This is a genomic window from Ruegeria sp. CDSA141 (assembly GCF_059612005.1).
Genome location: NZ_JBXWPT010000018.1, coordinates 36,746 through 53,104, shown reverse-complemented (window position 1 = coordinate 53,104; position 16,359 = coordinate 36,746). Strand labels below are relative to the sequence as shown.

The following is a 16,359-nucleotide window of genomic DNA, read 5'->3' as shown; positions in this document are numbered from 1 at the left end:
TTCATGGAGAGGCTCATCGATCTACTGGGAGACCCGGGCGCCTTGGCATTTGCCGGAGTGCTCGTCGGTATCTTGTTCGGCGTGACGACTCAGATATCTCACTTTTGTTTGCGAGCGTCGACTGTCGAAGTCGCCGAAGGTAAGTTTGGTCCCCGTTTGGCGGTTTGGCTGATCGCCTTTACCGCAGCACTAACGCTGGTACAGGCGCTTGTCTCGCTTGAATTGCTGGACCTTTCAGTAGCACGCGCCATCGCGTCAACCGGAAGCCTTAGCGGCGCGGTAATTGGTGGGGCGATGTTTGGCATAGGCATGGTTCTTGCGCGCGGATGCGCATCTCGCCTGCTGGTCTTGGCCTCCTGCGGCAATCTGCGTGCCCTCGTGACAGGACTGGTTTTGACCTTGGTGGCCCAGGCGGCCTACACAGGTGTTCTCAGCCCGGTCCGTGAAGCGATTTCCGGTCTGTGGACCATCTCAGGAGGCGCACAGCGCGATCTTTCAGAAATAATCGGACTTTCGCCACCGACCTATGCAGCCGTTGCCGCAATTGGATTTGTTCTGGCAATTGTTTTTGCATTTCATAGGAATGTCGCACCTGCAAAGATCGTGACAGCCGCAGGAGTTGGCGGGGCAGTGGCGCTTGGGTGGTTTATGACATATTCCATCGCGCAAGCTTCTTTCGAACTCGTACCTGTGTCTTCAGTGACGTTTACCGGCCCTGCCACAGACACGCTGATGGCGTTGGTTTCAGAGCGAAATGTCGTGCTGTCTTTCGGTATCGGCCTTGTTCCCGGCGTGGCCATTGGCGCAGCAGGATCTGCTATTGTTACTGGCGAGTGGAGGATTGAACGCTTTGGCTCGGATACCCCGATGGAACGGTACCTGGTCGGAGCTGTCCTCATGGGGTTCGGAGCGATGCTGGCCGGAGGCTGCGCCGTGGGCGCCGGACTTTCAGGCGGGTCCGCCCTGTCATTGACAGCCTGGCTTGCCGTTTTCTTCATGTGGGTTGGGGCGATAGGCACGCACAGGTTTTTGATGCGGCTACCGGTACTGCAGCATTCCTGAGTTACTCGAACTCCATCTGCTCGAAAACGTGCCCGGCATTCTTTGTTGCCAGCTCCTCGTACGTGTCCAGATGGGCATAGGGGGACTGATCGACATAGTAGGCTTCAGTCAAATCGCCGCCCGCGTCCATATGCTCCTGGATTTTGGTTCGCAGGTATAACAGGTAATCCCGTGTATAGCGGCGCACCTGATCCATGTTCGTAGGATGACCGTGTCCGGGTACGACATATGTGGCATTCAAAGCCTCGAACTCGTTGTCCCATGTTTCAAGCCAATCCGCGGTATAGGTATTCTGAAAGATCGGCAGCATGCGCTCGTGGAACGCCATGTCACCCGCGATGACAAGGCTTTGGTTTGGCAACCAGATCGAGATATCGCCGGGACTGTGGGCCGGTCCGAGGTATTTGGCTTCGATCCGGAAGTCGCCCATCTCAACCACGTATTCATCATCGAATGTCTCGGTTGGGCCTGCCAGAAACGTTCCCTCTGCCTTGTCCTGATTGTATCGTTTCATTCCCTCCAGAATTTGAGGGCCATACTCCTCGAACTCAGCTGCTGCATCCGAATGGGCGACGATTGGAACGCCGTTTTCTGACCAGTAGGCATTGCCAAGCATCGCGTGCCCCTGACCGTTCTCGTTGAAGACAAGCGTGACCGGCTGATCCGTAATCGCCTGAATTTCCTTGTGAAGCGCTTCGGCAAGGACATAGGCCGCGCCGCCGTTGACAACGACCACGCCCTCACCGGTCACGATGAAGCTCAGGTTGTTGTTGTGACCAGAGTTTTCGTAGGTCGGTGGAGCGGTTGCGCCAATGGCGGAATAGACGCCAGGGATGAATTCGACCGGCTTGGAATACAGAACACTTTGCGGATACTGGTCTGCAATATCCTCGCTTGCCCAAGCTGGTGTGACGAAAGCAACCGCAATCACGAGTGATCGAATCATGACGCCTCTCCAATGAATCTGTAGGCCGAGCCGGTCTTTTCGACGCGGCCAATTCCACCGTTCGGCAGGTGGAAGCCAACTATTCTCATTTTCTCTTCCGAAACCTGATCCAGCAATGAGTAACGCGCAGCTGCGGCGATCTGGGGATCCTGATCCGTTCCACTGTGCCAATCGGGGTGTTCAAAAGCCACGTGAGGATTTCCGAGCGCGTCGCCGACAACCATCACCGACTCATTCCCATTTCGAAGCTCAAAGGCCATGTGACCGGGCGTGTGCCCAAAGCTTGCCCGTGCAGCAATACCCGGAAGTATTTCATGCCCATCCTCAAAGAACGCGACCTGATCCTCAATTGCTTCCAATCGCCGCTTGGCACCGGCCGCGAACGCGGTGCGATCTTCGCCAATCGTGTCCACCGTTGAGGGGTTCCACCAATAATCCCATTCTTTACGCCCAATGTGGTGCGTCGCATTTGGGAAAAGAAGGTCGTCGAAATCATCCAGAACACCCCAGATATGATCAGGGTGTGCGTGGGTGAAAACCACATGCGTGACACTTTCGGGTGACAGGTCGATTTTTTCAAAAGTTTCCGCCAGTTTGCCGGACGTGGGCATGAAGTCTGGCCCCGCTCCAGCATCGAAAAGCACGGTGTTTTCATCATCTCGATAGAGCGTGAGGTTGCACTCTGGCTCGTACTTGGTGGCGTCCGCTTGACTGCGGATCAGGATTTGTTCGAGCTCTTCTTTGGGCATGGCTCCGAAAACAACATCAGGTGGCAATGACAGGTGTCCGTCTGACAGGGTTGTAATTCGGGCTGAAGGACCGAGCTGCAACTCTGCCTGTACGATCCTGGCTTGAGCTCCAAGTGCCGCGAGGCACGTGGCATTGAACATGAAACTGCGTCGAGAAAAAGAAATTCGATCCATTCACAATCATTAAAATGAATGTTATTATTTGTAAACGATGAAAGTTGTGAAATGGATGTCATTCTTCGACCCTATGGAATGTAGAATGCCTGGGTAATTTGAAGCGATTTGCAGTTGTCTCGCAGATCGTTTTTACCTGTGAGACCGCAATTGCAGAGGGCGTTTGGAAGACATATTGCAGGCGCTCATCTCCTGATCAGCCTCATTCGAATGATTCAGTTTGGTTGTTGCTTCGTGACCTTGGTCGGTCGACACGAAGGTTTCCTACGCTGGCGGGCGGTGCCCCATTGCACCGTCCGTGCGTCTTGTGTTGCTGTGTTTCCTCCGTTCTTCGATCCTGTTTCGTGCCCGGTCTGGATTGTAGAAGATTCCGCTGAGGAAAAGACGGTGTCGGATAGATCCATGAATCGCTTGGTATGTGACTTCTGATCAGAGGAGGGGCTCTGCCGCTCATTGACGGCGGCGTCAGACAGGGGGCACGGCTTTCCACCAAAAAATCCTGCCCCATCTGTGTCAAAGCGCATTGTTCTCATCCCGCTGTGCTAGTAAGGAAATTGCACGTTCTTTGGGGACTGCGCCGTGCGGGCGTGATGGAATGGTAGACATATCAGACTTAAAATCTGAAGGGCGTATGCCCGTGTGGGTTCGAGTCCCACCGCCCGCACCAAAACTTTATTTTAAACGCCTGTAAAATAAGGAAATTAAAAAGGGAAACCTAAGCTGCCCCACATTCTGCCCCACATCTGGGTTTTCATACCCGCCGATTATGCGGCCTTTCCTTCGATCTGGTTTTCCAGATCTTCGACCTTCACCTTCTTGCAGTCCGTGCCCCGGTGAATCTTTAATTTGCAGTTTTTCTCGGTGCACAAGATCGGTTGGTCCAGTTGGCATTGCGTATAGAATATTCACTCTTTTTCCAGGGCGGACCCCTTAGCTATATTCGCCCATTCGAGCCAAGCTTTTCGCTGTTCGGGGGAAAGGGCACGGAACGCCTAGAGAAAAAGCGCCTCGTCGTCTTTGTCGGGTGCGCTGAAATCTACGATCTCAGTTGGCTCCACATCAAGGGCTGCGGCAATAATAGGCTGCTTCTTGGTGGAGAGTTGACGTGTCCCCTTATCTAATTGCGCCAAATAAGATCGAGATAAATCAACTTTCACTGAAAGTTCGTCCTGAGTAAGCCCTTTGGCTTGCCGGATTTCTTTAATGCGTATCTTCATGATCGATCTTTGGAGCCATTGTGGAGCCCGCATTGGCGGTTTCTACGGGATTTGCTGTGCGGTGAGCCGTATCTGCATTGGAGCCTGTCAATTGGGCCTTGTGGGAGATTGCGTAGCATCGGTTGAGAGCTGCAGGTTCGACGAACCTTGTTGGGGGTTGATCCGTTTGATGAGTGCCATTTCCACGCTTTGTTGCATTGGTGGATCGTAAGCTCAGGGCTAGACACTTTCTCGACCAATGGCCTTTCTCATGTGCCGTTCTCCTTTGTCTCATTCAAAAAGTAAACGTGTCGCAATATGCAGCAACGAAGTGAACATGACGCAAATAAAAACGCACCATCCGAGTATTCGGTCGGGAAGTCAGGTCGGAAGTCAGTCGGAAGTCATTAATGAAAGAGCTAGACAAATACATTGGTGGTGGTGCTAAGGTTTTTGCGTTTACATTTTGTTGCTTAATGCAGATTTTTTGGCCTGTTTTGCGGGCGGTTTTGAGGCGCAAGAGGCACCACCCCCGGGATGAGCAGCCCAACAGGCAATCCAGCACTGGCAGACACCGCCTGGCTCGACAAATTCGGCCTGAACCCGCGTCAGCGGGCCTTTGTGCTTGCCTACATCGCTGATCCAAACGCGAAACAGGCCGCAACCGACGCCGGATATGCAGAGGGATCAGCAGAGGCCCAAGGTTCGCGATTGTTAAGCAATATTTAGGTTGCCCGCGCCATCGCTGAGGGCCGCAAACAGGTCGAGAGCAAGGCCATGCTGGATGCAGAGGGCATTGTGAACCTCTGGGCCCAAATCGCCCTCGCAGACCCCAACGAGCTTACACAGCACATCATCGCGCCTTGCCGCTACTGCTACGGCAGCGACCATCAGTACCAGTGGAAAACAGAACGGGAGTTCACGGAGCGCAAGGCCGAAGTGATCTTCTCGATGTTCTCGGACGGCGACCTGCGAGACGCCGCCACGTCAGGTACAATCGCAGATCCGCGCATCCCTGACGACGCTGGCGGCTACGGTTATCGCCTCACAGATCCACCAAACCCGGCCTGTCCCGAGTGTTCCGGCATGGGGATGGAAATCACCCGCATGGCCGACACCCGCAAGTTCAGCCCTGCTGCGCGCCTCCTGTTCGATGGCGTGAAGGAAACCAAGCCGGGCGTTGAGATCAAGATGCAGGACCGTGCCGTGCCTATCTCACCTCAAGTACGATTGCTTTCGCTCCAAGTTCTGGCTCCGCCAAAAGGAATGGCCTGAAGTCCGGAGACTGCTCCACGTCGCGAACGGCTGCGGTACCTTTCGTGGCGAAGGGTCGTGCCGAGAGGAAAAAATGTTTAGAAAGAAGGCCTTTTCGTGCGAGCATTGTCCTCAATTGAACTATTGAAATCAGGCTAAGGAAATATGAACGGCGCTCAATCACTCGTAAAAACCCTTTTGAACAATGGCGTGGATACAGTCTTCGCAAATCCCGGCACCTCGGAAATGCACTTTGTTGCTGCCTTGGATGAACACCCGGAGATGAATTGCATTCTTTGCTTGTTTGAAGGCGGAACAACGGGTGCGGCGGATGGGTTTTTTCGCATGAAACGTGATGTTGCGGGCACGCTGCTGCATCTTGCGCCTGGCTTTGGCAACGCATTTGCCAATCTGCACAATGCCAGGAAAGCGGGGTCCGGGATCGTGAACATCGTGGGTGATCACGCAACGCATCACCTCCGGTACGAAAGCCCTTTGAAGGGAGACATCCTCGGTATCAGCCAAGCGGTCAGTCATTGGACGCGCGTGTCATCCAATTCCACCGACGTGGCTATGAATGGAGCGGCTGCGGTTCAGGCCGCCCGGTCGCAAAACGGCCGGGTCGCGACGCTTGTCTTGCCTGCCGACACAGCTTGGAACGAAGCGAACGCAGCGGCAAACCTTTTGGACATCGGAGAAAGCCTCCATCGACCGTCAATAGTCGACATAGAGGCCGCGGCAGCCCGTCTTGTGACGCCGAACGCCGCGCTGATGATTGGCGGATCAGCCCTGTTTGGGCTGCAGCGTGAACTGGCTGGAAAAATTTCTGCCGAGACAGGGTGCCGGTTGTTGGCCGATACTCTGATACCGCGCATTTCCAAAGGCGCAGGAACAGCAAAGCTAGACCAACTGGTCTATCCGATATCGCCCAAGATCGCTCAGCTTGATGCAACGTCTTCGATCACTCTGCTTGGCACAGACAGGCCAGTCGCCTTTTTTGCCTATCCCGGGAAACCGAGCGTGCCCGAACCGCCGAATTGCCCCATTACGGACCTGTGCACGCCCACAGATGATATCGAATGGACGCTGCAAGCGCTCGCCGACGCGGTTGGGGTCACAAGCAAAACGGTGGCAGAAACCCATCCGCTCGATCTGCCGGACGTTCCCAGCGGGCAGTTAACCCTCGAAAAAGTTGGTTTGGCGTTGGCAGCATTGATCCCGGAAAATGCGATCATCTGCAATGAATCCGTGACGTCCGGGTTTTACGTCATTCCACCGACAGCCACCGCTCGCCCGCATGATCTGCTTGCTGGCACCGGCGGCGCGATTGGGCTGTGTTTGCCTTGCGCAACGGGTGCGGCCACCGCCTGCCCGGACCGAAAAGTCATAGCACTGACTGGGGATGGGTCGGCCATGTACACGCTACAATCACTGTGGACTATGGCGCGGGAAAATCTCGACGTCACGGTGATCGTATTTGCAAACCGCGGGTATCAAATTCTGCGGGATGAACTCACAAATGTCGGTGTGGCGAGCTATGGTCAGAATGCACAGGCTATGTTTGACGTGGAGAACCCGACACTGGACTGGGTATCTCTGGCGAAAGGCCACGGTGTTCCTGGGACACGCGCAGATGACATGGACAGCTTTGCAAAGGCGCTCTCTGCCGGTCTCTCCAGCGACGGTCCATCTCTGATCGAAGTTGTGTGTCCCCCGCCAGCATGAGTATTGTGACACGGAACCTGAAGAGCAGATGAGACTAGGGGTGCAATGTGCGGATCGGTATAAGTTGATGCTGTGAAAAGACTTTGCGATGGTTCAAACGGCGGTGAAATTGCCGCTTTGTCCGCGTAGAACTCGTTCACGCCGAGTGCAGCGAAAGACTGCAGTGAGCCCATTTTGCCGATTGCTGCAATGTGCACGAATGACCGCTGAACAAGTGCAGGCAAGTACGCAGCATTCGCTTGTCAGCTAAATGCAATGCTGATGGAATAATACGGTGTCCCCGAAAGCCAAATGCTTGGCGAAAATAATCAAACTAGCGGCTGATAAAACATAGCTCCGAATCCCACTTGAAATAGGTTTAACCTAACATCGGAGACGCAATCATGACTGATTCAGATACAATTTTCTTTGGCTATCATGCTGATCCATCGCGCTCCAGCTCATTGCAGGCTGCTGCCTATACCGAGCGCAAGTGGTTTGACGCAGACCTTTGCGCCATCCTCTCCAAAACTTGGCAGTGGGTATGTCATGTCGAGAAAACACGTGAGCCGGGATCTTATGTAACAGTGGATATTGCCGGCCAACCCATTGCAGTTGTGCGTGATAAAGAGGGTAAGCTTCGTGCCTTTTATAATGTTTGCAAACACCGTGCGCATGAATTGCTGTCGGGCGAAGGCAATACAACGCGGATCATGTGCCCCTATCATGCTTGGGTCTATAAGCTTGATGGGCAATTGGCCCGTGCACCACATACCGAAAACCTCGAAGATTTCAGGAAAGACGAGATTTGTCTCGATGGAGTGCAGGTCGAGGAATTTTGCGGCTTTGTTTTCGTCAATTTGGATCCAATGGCAGCTTCTTTGTCAGAACAATCCGGCAACTTGGAAACCGAAGTGCGCCATTGGGCACCGGATGTGGATCAGCTCACTTTTGGCCATCGTCTGACCTATGACATCAAATCCAACTGGAAGAACGTCGTGGACAACTTCCTAGAGTGCTATCACTGTCCTACAGCGCACAAGGATTTTTGTGACCTCGTGGATATGGATACCTACAAGGTTACGACCTACGGCATTTACTCCAGCCATATGGCTGACGCGGGCACAAGTCCGAATTCCGCTTATGACGTGTCGAATGCCACCGTGAAAACCCATGCGGTTTGGTGGCTCTATCCGACGACCTGCCTGATGCGGTATCCGGGACGGTCAAGCATGATCGTGTTGAACATCATCCCAGTTGGGCCAGATCGGACGCTTGAAACTTATGACTTCTTCCTTGAGACGCCGGAACCCGACGCGATGGAGTTGGACGCAATTCGTTATCTGGACGAAGTTCTTCAGGTCGAAGATATCAGCCTTGTCGAAAGTGTGCAGCGCGGGATGAACACACCTGCGTTCACCCAAGGTCGGATCGTCAATGACCCGGATGGTTCCGGCAAGTCCGAGCACGCCGTACATCACTTCCATGGCCTAGTCCTGGATGCTTACGCAAAAGGTGCTGCGTGACGCGGCCAAACATCCTCGTGATAATGGCGGACCAATTGGCACCGCACTTTACTGGGGTATACGGGCACAAGGTTGCCAAGACACCCCACCTTGATGCGTTGGCCGCGCGCGGCATGCGCTTTGATGCGGCTTACTGCAATTCTCCACTCTGTGCACCTTCACGGTTTGCTTTTATGTCGGGCCAGCACATCAGTCGCATTGCAGCTTATGACAATGCATCTGAGTTCAGAGCCTCGGTGCCAACATTTGCGCATTACCTTAAATCGCTAGGCTACAGGACCTGCCTTTCAGGCAAGATGCATTTCGTAGGCCCAGATCAAATGCATGGGTTCGAAGACAGGGTAACAACCGATATCTACCCCGCAGATTTCGCATGGACCCCGGATTGGGAAGCGCCTGATGAGCGGATCGATAAGTGGTATCATAATATGCAGACCGTCAAGGAAAGCGGTTTGGCCCATGCGACCTTCCAGATCGACTATGACGATGAAGTTGGCTTTGCCGCCAATCGCTGGCTCTTCGATGTTGCCCGAGACAAAGCACGTGGGAACGATGCGCCCTTTGCGATGGTGGTAAGCTTCATTCACCCGCATGATCCTTACGTTGCGCGGCCCGAATGGTGGAATCTTTATTCGGACGATGAGATCGACATGCCGTCCTTTACACCCGTGACGGAGGATCAGGACCCGTTCTCGCGTCGGTTGATGGATGGGATCGAAGCATCATATGTGCCGCTCAGCGACGAAGAAATCCGTCGCGCGCGTCATGCTTACCTGGCCAATGTCAGCTACTTCGACAGCAAGATCGGGGAGCTGATTCAGACCCTCGAAGAGACGGGCGGGTTGGACAACACCATAGTGTTTGTAACTGCGGATCACGGCGACATGCTGGGAGAACGTGGGCTGTGGTATAAAATGAATTTCTTTGAACACTCTGCGCGCGTTCCACTGGTCATGGCCGGGCCGGGCGTTGTAGTGGGGACAACGCAGAATGCAGTGTCACTGGTTGATTTGCTGCCGACCTTTATCGATATTGGCGGCGGTAATGAGACGATGATCGGAGAACCGATCGACGGGCGCAGTCTAATGCCTTTGGCCCGTGGCGAATACGACCCAGTTGATGAAGCCATCGGTGAGTATTGTGCCGAGATGACAGGCTATCCCGTAATCATGATCCGGCGCGGCCCTTTAAAATACATTCATTGCGACAGCGATCCGCCGCAGCTCTACGACCTAAACGCTGACCCGCTGGAAACAAAAAATGTCGCCACAGAACCTGACTATGCTGACCCGGCAGCCCGCTTTGCAGCCGAAGTCGCGGAACGGTGGGACGGTAGTGAATTGCGAAAGAAGATTATCGCCACGCAGAGATCACGCCGCGCGTTACATGCCGCGATGGAAGCAGGTGCCAGCGAGCCATGGGATTACAACCCACCATCTGATGCAAGTCAGCAGTATGTCCGCAACAACTTGGATTGGACGGTGGCCGCGAGTCGCTACCGCTATCCGCCTTCGAAGGATTGAAGCCAATGATGCTGAACGGAAAAATTGCCCTTGTGACCGGCGCGCGCGGTGGCATCGGGCGTGCAATTGTCGTGCGGTTCCTAAAAGAAGGGGCAACAGTATTTGCAGCTGACCTCACACCGGAAGGATCGTTAGACCAGCACGACGAAGATGGCAGTCATTTTGTTAAGCTGGATGTGACTCAAGAGGCAGACTCGGTTGCGGCGATGGATCATGTGCGCGCCACACACGGAAAGTTGGACATCCTAGTAAACGCGGCCGGGATCGAGATCGAAAAAACGGTTGAAGAGACCACGCTGGAGGAATGGAACCAAAGCTTTGCGGTTAATTCCACGGGCACGTTCCTGACCTCGAAATATGCCATCCCGTTGATGCGCGCAGCGGCGAAGACAGGGAATAGCGCAAGCCTCATCAATTTTGGCTCCTACGATGGGTTCATCGCTGATCCGGGCCTTGCGGCCTATTGCGCAACCAAAGGTGCAGTACACGCTTTGACCCGCGCAATGGCTTGCGATCATGGCCCCGAAGGTATCCGCGTAAACGCCATCTGCCCCGGCTATATCGATACCCCAATGTTGCAGAGCTTCTTCAACGGAGAAGGATCTGGTGGCGGCGGCGGCAATATTGAAACGCTGCAACAGGCCGTGCGCGATGTTCATCCGATGCGGACCTACGGGACGCCACAGGACATTGCAAACCTGGTCAATTGGCTTGCTTCCGACGAAGCACGGTATGCCTCTGGCCAGTTATGGGTTTTGGATGGGGGGCTGTCTGCACAAGTGCAGCAGATGAAGCTCTGATGCCCAAATCCGTCATCATCACCTGCGCACCCACAGGGGGCATCCATACACCGTCGATGTCACCACATCTGCCGATTACGCCCGCCGAGATCGCGACAGCAAGTATTGAAGCGGCACAAGCCGGCGCGTCGATCATTCACTTGCACGCACGGCATCCAGAGACCGGCAAACCCGACCCCCGACCCGAGCTATTTCAGCAGTTCCTGCCTGTGATCAAACAGTCCACTGATGTGGTGATGAATGTCTCTACCGGCGGCGGTTTGGGTATGTCGATGGATGAGCGCCTGCTGGCGGCGACCTCAACAAGCCCAGAGATGGCATCTCTAAACATGGGTTCCATGAACTTTGGCATCTTTCCGATGCTGCAGAAATACACCGAGTTTCAGCACGATTGGGAACAGCCATTCCTGGAGATGACAGAGGACTTCATCTTTCCCAACACCTTCAAAACAATTCGTTACGCCATTGAAAAACTTGGTGGTGATCATGGCACCAAGTTCGAGTTCGAATGCTATGATCTTGGCCATCTCTACAACGTCAAATGGTTCGTGGATCAAGGCCTGATCAAACCGCCTTTTTTCATTCAGATGGTGTTCGGCATCTTGGGTGGCGTTGGCGCCGATGCAGACCATCTAACCCACATGCACAACACGGCGGACAAGCTGTTCGGGGCAGAGAATTACGAATGGTCTGTCCTTGCCGCTGGCCGTCACCAAATGCCTTTTGCAACCCAAAGTGCATTGCGCGGCGGAAACCTTCGGGTTGGTCTCGAAGACAGCCTGTTCATTGGAAAAGGTGAGTTGGCCAAATCCAACGCGGAGCAGGTCACGCGCATCCGATCAATCGTAGAAAACCTTGGCCTTACGGTCGCGACGCCAGCAGAAGCGCGCATGCGGCTCGCACTAAAAGGCGGCGATCAGGTTGGGTTTTGAGGAGACGCTTATGCAGTCGAAAATGTTGATCAATGGCGAATTGGTCGAAGGCACCGAAGGGACGTTGGAAATCCTGAACCCTGCAACAGGCGAAATCATTTGCACAGTAAATGAAGCCAGCGATGCACAGATCGAGGCCGCCGTGCGTGGCTCACAAGAGGCATTTGAGACCTTTTCGGGTACGACCCCCGCGGAACGCGCTGCGATATTGCTTCACATAGCTGAAGTTATCGAGGCGCATGGCCAGGAGTTGGCAGAACTTGAGAGCTTGGATGTGGGAAAACCCTGGCCATCGGCTCATGATGACGAAATGCCGCTGACGATCGATGTCTTTCGCTTTTTCGCCGGGGCTGCGCGCACCATGATGGGGTCTGCCTCTGGAGAGTATGTCGCGGGTCATACCTCGATGATCCGGCGTGACCCCATTGGCCCTGTCGCGGCCATCGCCCCCTGGAACTACCCGCTGATGATGGCATCCTGGAAAATTGCTGCACCAATTGCGGCAGGATGTTCGGTGGTGTTGAAACCTTCCGAGATCACGCCGCTATCTACTCTGCGACTTGCAGAATTGTTACAAGATGTTCTGCCAAAAGGCGTGCTAAACGTGATTCATGGTCGCGGGCTCGGCGTGGGAAATACCCTGATGAACAGCCCGCAGATGGAAGGGATCAGTGTTACGGGCTCTCCGGCGACAGGCATGGCTGCAATGCGGGCTGCTTCCCAGAAAATTAAACACGTTCATCTGGAATTGGGCGGCAAGGCGCCGGTCATTGTCTTTGATGATGCTGATCTTGATGCTGTGGCCGAGACGATCCGATATGGCAGCTACTTCAATGCCGGTCAGGACTGCGCACAGCCTTGCCGCGTGATGGTTGCAGACAGTGTTTACGACAAACTTGTGGCCGCGATTGCCGATCAAGTTGGCCAGATCCAGACTGGTGCACCGAAAGCTGAAGGAACGGAAATGGGCCCGCTTGTCTCTGCGGCACAGCGGGATCGTGTGGCTGGTTTTGTCGATCGCGCACGCTGCAGCTCTGAAATCGTTTCCGGTGGGGCGTCTGGCGAAGAAGACGGCTTTTTCTACCAGCCGACAGTCATTGCCAATGTCGACAACACTGCAGAGATTGCCTGCAACGAGGTCTTTGGACCTGTTGTAACTGTCTCTCGTTTTTCCGAGGCAGAAGATGCGTTGAAGATCGCCAACAACGGACCTTACGGGTTGGCCTCATCGGTTTGGACACGAGATGTTGGGAGAGCAATGCAAATGACGTCCAAGTTGCGCTATGGATTCACCTGGGTAAACACGCATGGGGTTGCGACGCCCGAGATGCCATGGGCCGCGATGAAAGGCTCGGGAACAGGCAGTGATATGTCGGTCTATGCATTGGACGCTTATACTGCGATCCGTCATGTCATGGTGGCACACTGATGCGGTTGGCTGGAAAACGCGCCTTTGTCACAGGCGGCAAGCAGGGCATTGGGCGGGGTATTGTTGAGGCGTTCTTGGCTGAAGGGACCGCTGTCACTACCTGCGGGCGCGGCCCTCAACCCGATGATCTGCCGGAAAATGTTGTTTGGTACACACTGGATGTGTCCGACGCCGAAGCGGTTGCAGAGATCGTCAGTATAGTCGGTGGGACTGATATCCTTGTAAACAACGCCGGCGTTCAGGTCGAAAAAACTGTTACCGAAAGCTCGGACGCGGATTGGGACTTGGTGATGGGCGTAAATGCGCGAGGCGTTTTTAACTGTTGTCGCGCCTTCATTCCAGAAATGTCGCAAGGTGGCTCGATCATCAACATCGGGTCGATCTCGGGCAATGCCGCGGACCCGTCGATGGCGCTCTACAATGCGTCAAAAGCGTTTGTGCATGGGCTCACACGCTCTATTGCAGTGGACCACGGACCAGCGGTGCGCTGCAATGCGATCTGCCCGGGATGGATTGAAACGGGCATGCTGGACGCAGCGTTCGACCTCGCGCATGACCCAGAAAAGGCCAAATCCGACGCGCTGGCCCGCCACGCGGTCAAACGCTTTGGCAAACCTGCCGATATTGCAGCGATGGCTGTGTGGCTGGCCTCTGACGACTCGTCTTTTGCAACCGGCCAGTTGTTCACAGTGGACGGTGGCCTGACGGCGGCCTCCCCCCTTAATCCGGGACTGTTATGATGTCAGAAATTGAAAGAACCGCCATTCTTGGAGCCGGTGTGATAGGGGCAAGCTGGGCAGCGTTGTTTCTCGCCTCGGGCCGTAGCGTGACGGTCTTTGACCCCGATCCGAATACCGAAGCATCCGTTCGCTCTTATATCCAAAAGGCCTGGCCGGCATTGGACGAATTGAATCTCACAGATAGGGCCACACCTGACGCTATCACTTTCGTTTCAACCGCCGAGGCGGCTGTCCAGGGCGCACAATTCGTTCAGGAGAACGTGCCAGAAAGACTGCCAATCAAGCATTCGACCTATGCCGGGATTGAGCCAGAGTTGAACCCTAACGCAATAGTTTCAAGCTCAACTTCCGGCCTAACGCTTGAAGCTTTGCAAGAGGGATGGCGCGATCCCAGCAAATTGATCCTAGGTCATCCATTTAACCCACCGCATCTCATCCCACTAGTCGAATTGACCGTCAACGAATCCACCGGATCAGATGTTTTGGACCGCACAGAAGCTTTCTACAAAGACATTGGTAAAATTACGATCCGGATCAAGAAAGGCATGCCAGGACATGTCGCGAACCGTTTGCAAGCCGCGGTTTGGCGCGAGGCCGTTCATATGGCGGTCGAAGGTGTCGCCAGTGTCGAAGACATCGATAAAGCGATGTGGGCTGGCCCGGGACTACGGTGGGCCGCGATGGGTCCGACAACCCTTTTTCACTTAGGCGCAGGCGATGGTGGCCTGCAGGCTTTCTGTGACCATTTCAAAGACACATTCAATGGCTGGTGGGACGACCTGGGCGACCCTCGTCTTGATGAGGATGTCATCAATAAACTGGTCGATGGCATTAACGATCAAACTCAGGGGCAAAGTACCGAAGAGTTATCAGCGCAACGCGACAAGATGCTTACAGCGATGCAAAAAGCTACCCAACACCTTCGGACTTGATGTCGGGATTGAACATTGGCCAAGCGCGAAACTCGAACGGGGTGCGGCCTTCAATGCGATCCGCACTGGGTGTCAATCCAAATCGTTTGCGGTATGCCCGGCTGAAATGAACCTGTCCATTAAACCCTGATGCTTCCGCAATCTCGCTGAACTTAAGCTCAGTTTGCGTCACTAATCCGCGCGCGCGATCAAGGCGAATGTCGCGGTAATACTCGATCGGCGACTTATGGACAAATTGCTGAAACAATCGGCTAAGTTGTCGTTGCGAAATCTTCAACCTCGCTGATATTTCAGGGATCGACAAAGTGGCTTCCAAGTGCGCCTCCATCAAATCGATCGCGTCCCTTACCACCCCAGAGGTGACGTACCCCAGCGGTTCCATGTCTTTGGGGTTCTGTGATTGGCCTTCTCCGCGCACATTGTGATGAAAAAGGTATCGAGCAGATGCATTGGCGATACTCTCACCAGCGACAGAATGTACAAACCGCAATCCCAGATCGGTTGCTGCAGAACCCCCGCAACAAGTGAAAATCTTTCCATCCATAATAATCATGTTCTCTGACACGGTGGTGTCATGGGCCGTTTCGGCAAAGGCGTCGATGTGTTCATAGTGAACCGTTGCGGTCTTTCCTTTGAGTAGTCCAGCCGTCGCAAGAACAATCGCGCCAGTATCCAAACCTCCAACGATTGCTCCACCCGATTCCCATTTCTGTAGTGCTACCTTGAACTGAGGTGTCCCGTGACGCTCAGGTGTCCAACTTGTACTCACCAGAACCATCCAAGGCTTGCGCCTCACCACCTCCGCCAATGGGGCAGTGTCAACGACCAAGCCGCTGCTCGATTCAATTGGACCACCAGGGTCTGAGACATAGGTCCAAGAAAATCGAGCTGAACCCGTCAGGTAATTTGCTACTCTGAATGGATCCACGAAAGACGTTGTCGCCGAAACATTAAAATGCGAACTCACCAAAACAACTATGTCTAACTTGCGATCTATTGGCTGCGTCATAGCCGATTTTGTAAAACAGCGTCCAAAATTGTCAATTATGTTTCGGAAATACGCAATAGACACCAAAGTGCTGAGCCAAGCACTGCCTAAGTGCTGAGGCTAGGCCGAGGGGATCAGATCTCAATCAGTTTCTGAAGCTAGAAAGCCGAGATTCGCTCCAACGCAGCGAAGGCTCACTTTGTCCGCACAGCAGACGCTCACGAGTACTTTGCGAATAACCGAACCGAGCCCACAACAGACGTCGCAGTTTCGCGCATCACGCAGGAATATCCGAGGGCGAAAGTCGCGTAGCGCGCAACAAATCGGCACCGAAGAATGTTATGGTTACGGATAGTTGTCTAGGTTGGCTAGTGCGCTTCCTATACGGACAGCCGATGAGTGAA

At 54.2% G+C, this 16,359-nt stretch carries 15 protein-coding genes and 1 tRNA gene; 12 read left to right on the top strand and 4 right to left on the bottom strand.

Annotated elements, in window-relative coordinates:
• Window positions 1-3: 3 nt before the first annotated feature.
• On the top strand, window positions 4-1,062 hold the full coding sequence (locus tag AC2FLP_RS18850; RefSeq protein WP_496685463.1) for a YeeE/YedE family protein: 1,059 nt from the start codon (window positions 4-6) through the stop codon (window positions 1,060-1,062).
• A gap of 1 nt (window position 1,063) precedes the next feature.
• Here the strand turns inward: AC2FLP_RS18850 and AC2FLP_RS18845 are convergent, their stop codons facing one another.
• Both AC2FLP_RS18845 and AC2FLP_RS18840 read right to left on the bottom strand, forming a co-directional pair.
• On the bottom strand, window positions 1,064-2,008 hold the full coding sequence (locus AC2FLP_RS18845) for an MBL fold metallo-hydrolase (RefSeq protein ID WP_496685465.1): 945 nt from the start codon (window positions 2,006-2,008) through the stop codon (window positions 1,064-1,066).
• A complete protein-coding gene (locus AC2FLP_RS18840) occupies window positions 2,005-2,931 on the bottom strand; it encodes an MBL fold metallo-hydrolase (protein ID WP_299898778.1) in 927 nt (308 codons plus the stop codon). The genes AC2FLP_RS18845 and AC2FLP_RS18840 overlap by 4 nt, the downstream gene beginning before the upstream one ends.
• 581 nt (window positions 2,932-3,512) lie before the next feature.
• Between AC2FLP_RS18840 and AC2FLP_RS18835 the strand changes: the two genes are divergently transcribed.
• A tRNA-Leu gene (locus AC2FLP_RS18835) sits at window positions 3,513-3,598 on the top strand.
• A gap of 325 nt (window positions 3,599-3,923) precedes the next feature.
• Here AC2FLP_RS18835 and AC2FLP_RS18830 read toward each other — a convergent pair.
• Window positions 3,924-4,148 carry a helix-turn-helix domain-containing protein gene (locus AC2FLP_RS18830; protein ID WP_496685467.1) on the bottom strand — a complete coding sequence of 75 codons (225 nt, stop codon included), beginning with the start codon at window positions 4,146-4,148 and terminating at the stop codon, window positions 3,924-3,926.
• A gap of 516 nt (window positions 4,149-4,664) precedes the next feature.
• On the opposite strand from AC2FLP_RS18830, the gene AC2FLP_RS18825 reads away from it, so the two are divergent.
• From AC2FLP_RS18825 to AC2FLP_RS18780, 10 genes are all read left to right on the top strand, one after another.
• Window positions 4,665-4,856, top strand: coding sequence for a terminase small subunit (locus AC2FLP_RS18825; protein WP_299898782.1), 192 nt, complete (start codon window positions 4,665-4,667; stop codon window positions 4,854-4,856).
• Between the two features lie 48 nt (window positions 4,857-4,904).
• Window positions 4,905-5,402, top strand: a complete 498-nt coding sequence (locus AC2FLP_RS18820; protein WP_299898783.1) for a hypothetical protein — start codon at window positions 4,905-4,907, stop codon at window positions 5,400-5,402.
• 144 nt (window positions 5,403-5,546) lie between these two features.
• The gene (locus AC2FLP_RS18815; RefSeq protein WP_496674067.1) at window positions 5,547-7,106 is read left to right on the top strand and encodes an acetolactate synthase large subunit; all 1,560 of its coding nucleotides are present in this window, start codon (window positions 5,547-5,549) and stop codon (window positions 7,104-7,106) included.
• A 383-nt stretch (window positions 7,107-7,489) separates the two neighbouring features.
• Window positions 7,490-8,611, top strand: a complete 1,122-nt coding sequence (locus AC2FLP_RS18810) for an aromatic ring-hydroxylating oxygenase subunit alpha (protein WP_299898787.1) — start codon at window positions 7,490-7,492, stop codon at window positions 8,609-8,611.
• Complete coding sequence (gene betC / locus AC2FLP_RS18805; RefSeq protein ID WP_496685473.1) at window positions 8,608-10,134, top strand: choline-sulfatase; 1,527 nt, start codon at window positions 8,608-8,610, stop codon at window positions 10,132-10,134. The genes AC2FLP_RS18810 and betC overlap by 4 nt, the downstream gene beginning before the upstream one ends.
• 5 nt (window positions 10,135-10,139) lie before the next feature.
• Window positions 10,140-10,934: an SDR family NAD(P)-dependent oxidoreductase gene (locus AC2FLP_RS18800; RefSeq protein ID WP_496685476.1), complete on the top strand. Its 795-nt coding sequence runs from the start codon at window positions 10,140-10,142 to the stop codon at window positions 10,932-10,934.
• The gene (gene kce / locus AC2FLP_RS18795; protein ID WP_109312331.1) at window positions 10,934-11,866 is read left to right on the top strand and encodes a 3,5-dioxohexanoate:acetyl-CoA acetone transferase; all 933 of its coding nucleotides are present in this window, start codon (window positions 10,934-10,936) and stop codon (window positions 11,864-11,866) included. Before AC2FLP_RS18800 ends, kce begins: the two co-directional genes overlap by 1 nt.
• Window positions 11,867-11,876: 10 nt before the next feature.
• A complete protein-coding gene (locus tag AC2FLP_RS18790) occupies window positions 11,877-13,295 on the top strand; it encodes a gamma-aminobutyraldehyde dehydrogenase (RefSeq protein ID WP_299898797.1) in 1,419 nt (472 codons plus the stop codon).
• Window positions 13,295-14,035 carry an SDR family NAD(P)-dependent oxidoreductase gene (locus AC2FLP_RS18785; protein WP_058273722.1) on the top strand — a complete coding sequence of 247 codons (741 nt, stop codon included), beginning with the start codon at window positions 13,295-13,297 and terminating at the stop codon, window positions 14,033-14,035. Before AC2FLP_RS18790 ends, AC2FLP_RS18785 begins: the two co-directional genes overlap by 1 nt.
• Window positions 14,032-14,967, top strand: coding sequence for a 3-hydroxyacyl-CoA dehydrogenase NAD-binding domain-containing protein (locus AC2FLP_RS18780; RefSeq protein WP_496710068.1), 936 nt, complete (start codon window positions 14,032-14,034; stop codon window positions 14,965-14,967). Before AC2FLP_RS18785 ends, AC2FLP_RS18780 begins: the two co-directional genes overlap by 4 nt.
• On the opposite strand, the gene AC2FLP_RS18775 is transcribed toward AC2FLP_RS18780, so the two are convergent.
• Window positions 14,945-15,976, bottom strand: coding sequence for a GlxA family transcriptional regulator (locus AC2FLP_RS18775; RefSeq protein WP_117869596.1), 1,032 nt, complete (start codon window positions 15,974-15,976; stop codon window positions 14,945-14,947). The two genes, AC2FLP_RS18780 and AC2FLP_RS18775, sit on opposite strands and share 23 nt — an antisense overlap.
• Between the last annotated feature and the right edge of the window lie 383 nt (window positions 15,977-16,359).

What these genes read in the sequence shown, in the direction of transcription:
- AC2FLP_RS18775 (WP_117869596.1), bottom strand. Translation starts at nt 15,976, where the DNA reads ATGACGCAGCCAATAGATCGCAAGTTAGACATAGTTGTTTTGGTGAGT.
- AC2FLP_RS18780 (WP_496710068.1), top strand. Translation starts at nt 14,032, where the DNA reads ATGATGTCAGAAATTGAAAGAACCGCCATTCTTGGAGCCGGTGTGATA.
- AC2FLP_RS18790 (WP_299898797.1), top strand. Translation starts at nt 11,877, where the DNA reads ATGCAGTCGAAAATGTTGATCAATGGCGAATTGGTCGAAGGCACCGAA.
- AC2FLP_RS18840 (WP_299898778.1), bottom strand. Translation starts at nt 2,931, where the DNA reads ATGGATCGAATTTCTTTTTCTCGACGCAGTTTCATGTTCAATGCCACG.
- AC2FLP_RS18820 (WP_299898783.1), top strand. Translation starts at nt 4,905, where the DNA reads ATGCTGGATGCAGAGGGCATTGTGAACCTCTGGGCCCAAATCGCCCTC.
- kce (WP_109312331.1), top strand. Translation starts at nt 10,934, where the DNA reads ATGCCCAAATCCGTCATCATCACCTGCGCACCCACAGGGGGCATCCAT.
- AC2FLP_RS18785 (WP_058273722.1), top strand. Translation starts at nt 13,295, where the DNA reads ATGCGGTTGGCTGGAAAACGCGCCTTTGTCACAGGCGGCAAGCAGGGC.
- AC2FLP_RS18845 (WP_496685465.1), bottom strand. Translation starts at nt 2,008, where the DNA reads ATGATTCGATCACTCGTGATTGCGGTTGCTTTCGTCACACCAGCTTGG.
- AC2FLP_RS18830 (WP_496685467.1), bottom strand. Translation starts at nt 4,148, where the DNA reads ATGAAGATACGCATTAAAGAAATCCGGCAAGCCAAAGGGCTTACTCAG.
- AC2FLP_RS18810 (WP_299898787.1), top strand. Translation starts at nt 7,490, where the DNA reads ATGACTGATTCAGATACAATTTTCTTTGGCTATCATGCTGATCCATCG.
- AC2FLP_RS18800 (WP_496685476.1), top strand. Translation starts at nt 10,140, where the DNA reads ATGATGCTGAACGGAAAAATTGCCCTTGTGACCGGCGCGCGCGGTGGC.
- AC2FLP_RS18815 (WP_496674067.1), top strand. Translation starts at nt 5,547, where the DNA reads ATGAACGGCGCTCAATCACTCGTAAAAACCCTTTTGAACAATGGCGTG.
- AC2FLP_RS18825 (WP_299898782.1), top strand. Translation starts at nt 4,665, where the DNA reads ATGAGCAGCCCAACAGGCAATCCAGCACTGGCAGACACCGCCTGGCTC.
- AC2FLP_RS18850 (WP_496685463.1), top strand. Translation starts at nt 4, where the DNA reads ATGGAGAGGCTCATCGATCTACTGGGAGACCCGGGCGCCTTGGCATTT.